At 69.0% G+C, this 5,247-nt stretch carries 6 protein-coding genes; 2 read left to right on the top strand and 4 right to left on the bottom strand.

All coding sequences use genetic code 11. The annotated features are described in order from the left end of the window. Positions 1-95 precede the first annotated feature (95 nt). Complete coding sequence (gene purU / locus ABE423_RS20510; protein WP_346487335.1) at positions 96-947, bottom strand: formyltetrahydrofolate deformylase; 852 nt, start codon at positions 945-947, stop codon at positions 96-98. 114 nt (positions 948-1,061) lie between these two features. Here purU and ABE423_RS20505 point away from each other — a divergent pair, with 114 nt between their 5' ends. Further along, positions 1,062-1,973: a LysR family transcriptional regulator gene (locus tag ABE423_RS20505; protein ID WP_049399772.1), complete on the top strand. Its 912-nt coding sequence runs from the start codon at positions 1,062-1,064 to the stop codon at positions 1,971-1,973. Positions 1,974-1,976: 3 nt separating this feature from the next. Here ABE423_RS20505 and ABE423_RS20500 read toward each other — a convergent pair whose 3' ends face one another. The 3 genes from ABE423_RS20500 to ABE423_RS20490 form a co-directional block, all read right to left on the bottom strand. Then, positions 1,977-3,077, bottom strand: coding sequence for an NADH:flavin oxidoreductase/NADH oxidase (locus ABE423_RS20500; RefSeq protein WP_032128207.1), 1,101 nt, complete (start codon positions 3,075-3,077; stop codon positions 1,977-1,979). A 113-nt stretch (positions 3,078-3,190) separates the two neighbouring features. Continuing rightward, a complete protein-coding gene (locus ABE423_RS20495; protein ID WP_125895457.1) occupies positions 3,191-3,997 on the bottom strand; it encodes an NAD-dependent protein deacetylase in 807 nt (268 codons plus the stop codon). A gap of 55 nt (positions 3,998-4,052) precedes the next feature. Then, positions 4,053-4,454 carry an acyl-CoA thioesterase gene (locus ABE423_RS20490; RefSeq protein WP_004153688.1) on the bottom strand — a complete coding sequence of 134 codons (402 nt, stop codon included), beginning with the start codon at positions 4,452-4,454 and terminating at the stop codon, positions 4,053-4,055. A gap of 151 nt (positions 4,455-4,605) precedes the next feature. Here ABE423_RS20490 and ABE423_RS20485 point away from each other — a divergent pair, with 151 nt between their 5' ends. Next, entirely contained in the window at positions 4,606-5,241 is a 636-nt protein-coding gene (locus ABE423_RS20485; protein ID WP_293797974.1) for a LysE family translocator, read from the top strand. The last annotated feature ends 6 nt before the right edge of the window (positions 5,242-5,247 follow it).

Genomic DNA, 5,247 nt, shown 5'->3' with positions numbered 1-5,247 from the left:
CCTCGGGATCTCTGCAGTTGCCGGCCAGCGGCCGGCACTACCGGATAGCACCCGTGGTAGCGCCGGGCCATGCCCGGCGGACGCGGGATGGGCGATTACCGGAACACGACCGTACGGTGCCCGCTGAGCAGGATGCGGTGTTCCACATGGCGGCGCACGGCGCGCGCCAGCACCAGCGATTCGGTATCGCTGCCCAGCCGCACCAGCTCGCGCGGCGCCATCGCGTGGTCCACGCGGGCCACGTCCTGTTCGATGATCGGGCCTTCGTCCAGATCCTCGGTGACGTAGTGCGCGGTGGCGCCGATGATCTTGACCCCGCGCGCGTGTGCCTGGTGGTACGGCTGCGCGCCCTTGAAGCTGGGCAGGAAGCTGTGGTGGATGTTGATCGCACGGCCGGCCAGCGCGCGGCACAGCGTGGGTGACAGGATCTGCATGTAGCGCGCCAGCACCACCAGATCGATGCGTTCGCGCTCGACCAGGTCGATGATCTGCTGCTCCTGCACCGCGCGCGTATCAGCGGTCACCGGCAGGTGGTGGAACGGCACCTGGTAGGACGCCGCCAGCGGCGCGAAGTCGGCGTGGTTGGACGCTACTGCGGCAATGTCCACCTTCAGCTGGCCGCTGTGGGCACGGAACAGCAGGTCGTTGAGGCAGTGCCCCTGCTTGCTGACCAGCACCAGCAGGCGTGCACGGCGGCGGCCATCATGCAGCTGCCAGTCCATGCCGAAGCCGGCGGCGAGCGTGGCCATGGCGGCGTGCACGGTCTCCAGCGGCAGGCCAGCATCGCGATCGAAATGCACGCGCAGGAAGAAGCGGCCGCTCTCCTCGTCGCCGAACTGCTGGGCGTCGAGAATGTTGCAGCCGTGGTCGAACAGCAGGCCGGATACGCGGTAGACGATGCCGGTACGGTCGGGGCAGGACAGGGTGAGGATGGAATCGGGGCGCATCGCCCGAGTGTAGGGCAGCAGCCTGTCCTCGGGATCGATGGTCACCGATGCAACCGACCTGCTTGGTTCAGTCCCAAGCGATACTTGGGTTTCTCCATGGCAAGCTGGTCGGTCATGAACCTGTTGCAACTGATCCGCAGCTTCACCCGCACCGCAGAGACCGGCAGCATTGCCGCAGCGGCCCGCATCCTTGGCATCAGCGCCACCGCAGTCGGCCAGAACATCAACCGGCTGGAGGCGCATCTGGGCGTACGGTTGCTGAACCGAAGTACGCGCCAGCTGGCCCTCAGCGAGGCCGGCGCGTTGTACCTGGCGCAGGTGCGCCACATCGAAGCCGACCTGGCGCGCGCGCAGGCGATGGTCACCTCCGGTGACATCGAACCGGCAGGACCGCTGCGCATCGCCAGCAGCAGCGCGTTCGGTCGCCACGTGCTTGCGCCGTTGCTGCCTTCGCTGCAGCAGCGCTACCCGCAACTGCAGCTGGAGCTGCGGCTGACCGATCGCGCCGTGCAGCACGGCCCGGAAGCGGTGGATGCCAGCATCCGCATCGGTGCACAGCTGGAGGACGGGGTCGTCGCACGGCAGCTGGCGCGCGTGCCGTTCGTGTTCTGCGCCTCGCCGGCCTACCTGAAGGCACACGGCACCCCGCAGCAACCCTCCGAGCTGAGCGGCCATCGCGGGCTGCTGCACCGCTTTCCCACCGACGGCCGGCCGCTGCGCTGGGGACTGCTGAAGGATGGCCAGCGCGTGGACGCCGCACTGCCGCCGAGCATGGTCTGCGATGACATCGATGCGCTGGCGACGCTGGCCGCAGCCGGTGCCGGCATCACCCGGCTGGCCGCATTCGTGGCAGAGCCGTACCTGCGCGATGGCCGCCTGCAGGCAGTGTTCGGCGCCGACACTGCATGGCGCCCGGAGCCGATGGAGGTCTATTTCTGCGTCAGCGACCGCCGCGATTTCACTGCCAAGATCCGCGCGCTGTTCGAGCACCTGCAGGCCGGCATGGCGCCGGCCTGGCGGGTGTGAGCCTCAGCGCGTCTTGAACACGCCGCGCGCATCACGCGGCTCGCAGCGCAGGTACTGCGGTGCCGGCTCCACGCTGTCACGCAGCGCGGCGGCGGCATGCCACGGCCAGCGCGGGTCGTAGAGGATGCCGCGCGCCAGGGCTACCGCATCGGCGTGGCGATGGCGCAGGATCGATTCGGCCTGCTCCGGCTCGGTGATCATGCCCACGGCGATGACCGGCATGCGCACCTTGGCCTTGATCGCCGCCGCGAACGGCACCTGATAGCCCGGGCCGACGGTGATCTTCTGGCGCTCGTCCAGGCCACCGCTGGAGACATGCAGGAAGTTGCAGCCGCGCGCGTCCATCACCTGCGCCAGCGCTTCGCTCTGCACCAGATCCCAGCCGCCATCGACCCAGTCGCTGGCGGAGATGCGCACGCCCACCGCGACCTTGTCGGACACTGCCGCACGCACAGCATCGAAAACCTCCACCAGCAGGCGCAGGCGGTTCGGCAGCGAGCCACCGTAGCCATCGGTGCGGCGGTTGCTCAGCGGCGACAGGAACTGGTGCAGCAGATAACCGTGCGCGGCATGCAGCTCGATCAGCTCGAAGCCCAGGCGCTCGGCGCGCACCGCACTGGCGGCGAAGGCGGCGATGACCTCGGCGATGCCGGCCTCGTCCAGTTCCTGCGGTGCCGGATCGGCGGCATGGAACGGCAGCGGCGACGGCGCCACGGTGGCCCAGCCACGCGCATCATCAGCCGGCAACTGGCCACCACCGTCCCACGGACGCCTCACCGAGGCCTTGCGGCCGGCATGGCCCAGCTGGACGCCCAGCGGCATCGGCGACCAGCGGCGGACGCTGGCCAGCACCTGCGCCAGTGCGGCCTCGGTGCCGTCATCCCACAGGCCCAGGTCGGCCCAGCTGATGCGGCCGCGCGGTTCGACCGCGGTGGCTTCCAGGATCAGCAGGCCGGCACCGGACTGCGCCAGGTTGCCCAGATGCATGGCGTGCCAGTCGCTGGCGCGGCCATCTTCGGCGGAGTACTGGCACATCGGCGCGATGACGATGCGGTTGGACAGGGTCAGGGGGCCGAACGAGATCGGCGAAAACAGCTGGCTCAAGACGGTGATGAACGACGTAGGGGGTGCGTATTGCACCGCCGCACGGCCTGCGAATCAACCGTCTGGATGGATCGCTGTTTCGCGGTGGGCGTGCAGCCGAGCGTGTGCTCGGCTCAGGACGAAGCCCACGCGGCCAGCGCCTCGGCGCAGTCCCGTTCATCCTTGAACTGCAGCAGGTCGTCGGCGCGGGTGCGGCCACGGTTCAACGCGGCTACCGGCAGCCCCGCCTTGGCTGCGGCCTGCACGAAGCGGAAGCCGGAATAGACCATCAGCGATGAACCCACCACCAGCACGGCGTCGGCCTGCTGCAGGTGCTCCTGCACCGCCTGCACGCGCTCCCGCGGCACGTTTTCGCCGAAGAACACCACATCCGGCTTCAACAGGCCGCCGCAATGCGGGCACTCGGGCACCACGAACGCGGAGAAATCGGTCTCCAGATCGGCATCACCATCGGGCGCGATGCCTGCCTCCAGCGCGTCCCAGCCGGGATTGGCGTCCAGCAGGCGCTGCTGGAAGCCTTCACGATCGCTGCGACGCTCACAGCCCATGCAGCGCACAAGGTCCAGGCGGCCATGCAGGTCGATCACGTTGTGGCTGCCGGCGCGCTGGTGCAGGCCGTCCACGTTCTGGGTCAGCAGCACCTGCAGCGTGCCGCGGCGTTCCAGCGCGGCCAGGGCCTGGTGGGTGCCGTTGGGCCGGGCCAGGCCGAAGCGCGGCCAGCCGAGCAGGCTGCGCGCCCAGTAGCGCTGGCGGGTGGCCGCCTCGCCCATGAAGGCCTGGTAGGTCACCGGCGGCGTGCGTTTCCACTGGCCGTCGGCATCCCGGTAATCGGGAATGCCCGAGGCGGTGCTGCAGCCGGCGCCGGTCAGCACGAACAGGCGCTGGGCACGGTCGATGAAGTCGGTCAGTGGCAGGGTCATGGCTGCCAGATGGGGGCGCGGCCGCGCCCCCGCAAGCGCCGGTCCATTGGCCGGGTCAGGCCGCCGGCAGCGGCGGCACCGCGATCGGGTGGCCTTCCTCGTCCAGCGCGATCATCACGAAGTGGCCGCGGGTGCACAGCTTGCGCTCCCCGCTGTGCAGGTCTTCGGCGACCAGTTCCACCTCCACCTTCATCGAGCTGCGGCCGACTTCGACGATGCGGCCGATGGTTTCCACCATCTGGCCGATGCGGATCGGCAGCTTGAAGTCGACCTGGTCGCTGCGCGCGGTCACCACGGTGCGGCGCGAGTAACGGGCGGCGGCCAGGAATGCGGCCTTGTCCATCCACGCCAGCGCCTGGCCACCGAACAGGGTGCCAAGGTGGTTGGTGTGGTTGGGAAAGACGATTTCGGCCATGCGCACTTCGGTGGGCGGCACGGTCTCGGGGATGGGGGTCATGGGGGGCTTCGGTGTGGGGTGCTGCGAATTCTAAGCGACCGGCGTGATGGCCATCGGAATGCACGTGCAACGGTCACCCGGCAGCGGTGCCTGCGCAGGCCGCGCCTGCGGCAGGCGTTAAACTGCGCCACGCCCACTGCCAGGACCGCCCATGCCCGCCACTTCCGACCTGCTGGCCTTCGCGCTTGTTTCACTGGCCATGGTGCTTACGCCCGGGCCGAACATGATCTACCTGATCTCACGCTCGATCTGCCAGGGGCCGATGGCAGGCCTGATCTCGCTGGGCGGGGTGGCGCTGGGCTTCGTGTTCTACATGCTGTGTGCGGCACTGGGCATCACCGCCCTGCTGATGACCGTGCCGTTCGCCTACGACGCGCTGCGCATCGGCGGCGCGCTGTACCTGCTGTACCTGGCCTGGCAGGCGCTCAAGCCCGGTGGCCGTTCGCCGTTCGCGGTGCGTGACCTGCCGCAGGACAGCCCGCGCAAGCTGTTCACGATGGGGTTCCTGACCAATCTGTTGAACCCGAAAGTGGCGGTGATGTACCTGTCGCTGCTGCCGCAGTTCCTGCACCCGGACAGCGAAGGCAGTGTGCTGATGCAGTCGATCGTGCTGGGCTCCACCCAGATCGCGGTGAGTGTGACCGTGAACGGCATGATTGCGCTGACCGCTGGCAGCATCGCCGGTTTCCTGGCCGCGCGCCCGACCTGGCAGGTGGTGCAGCGCTGGCTGATGGGCACGGTGCTGGCCGGGCTGGCGGTACGCATGGCGGTGGAAGGGCGGCGCTGATTGTAG

This window comes from Stenotrophomonas sp. TWI1409 (assembly GCF_039673015.1).
GTDB classification, from domain to species: domain Bacteria; phylum Pseudomonadota; class Gammaproteobacteria; order Xanthomonadales; family Xanthomonadaceae; genus Stenotrophomonas; species Stenotrophomonas maltophilia_A.
The sequence above is the reverse complement of the archived record's forward strand: the minus strand, read 5'-3'. Positions and strand labels throughout refer to the sequence as shown.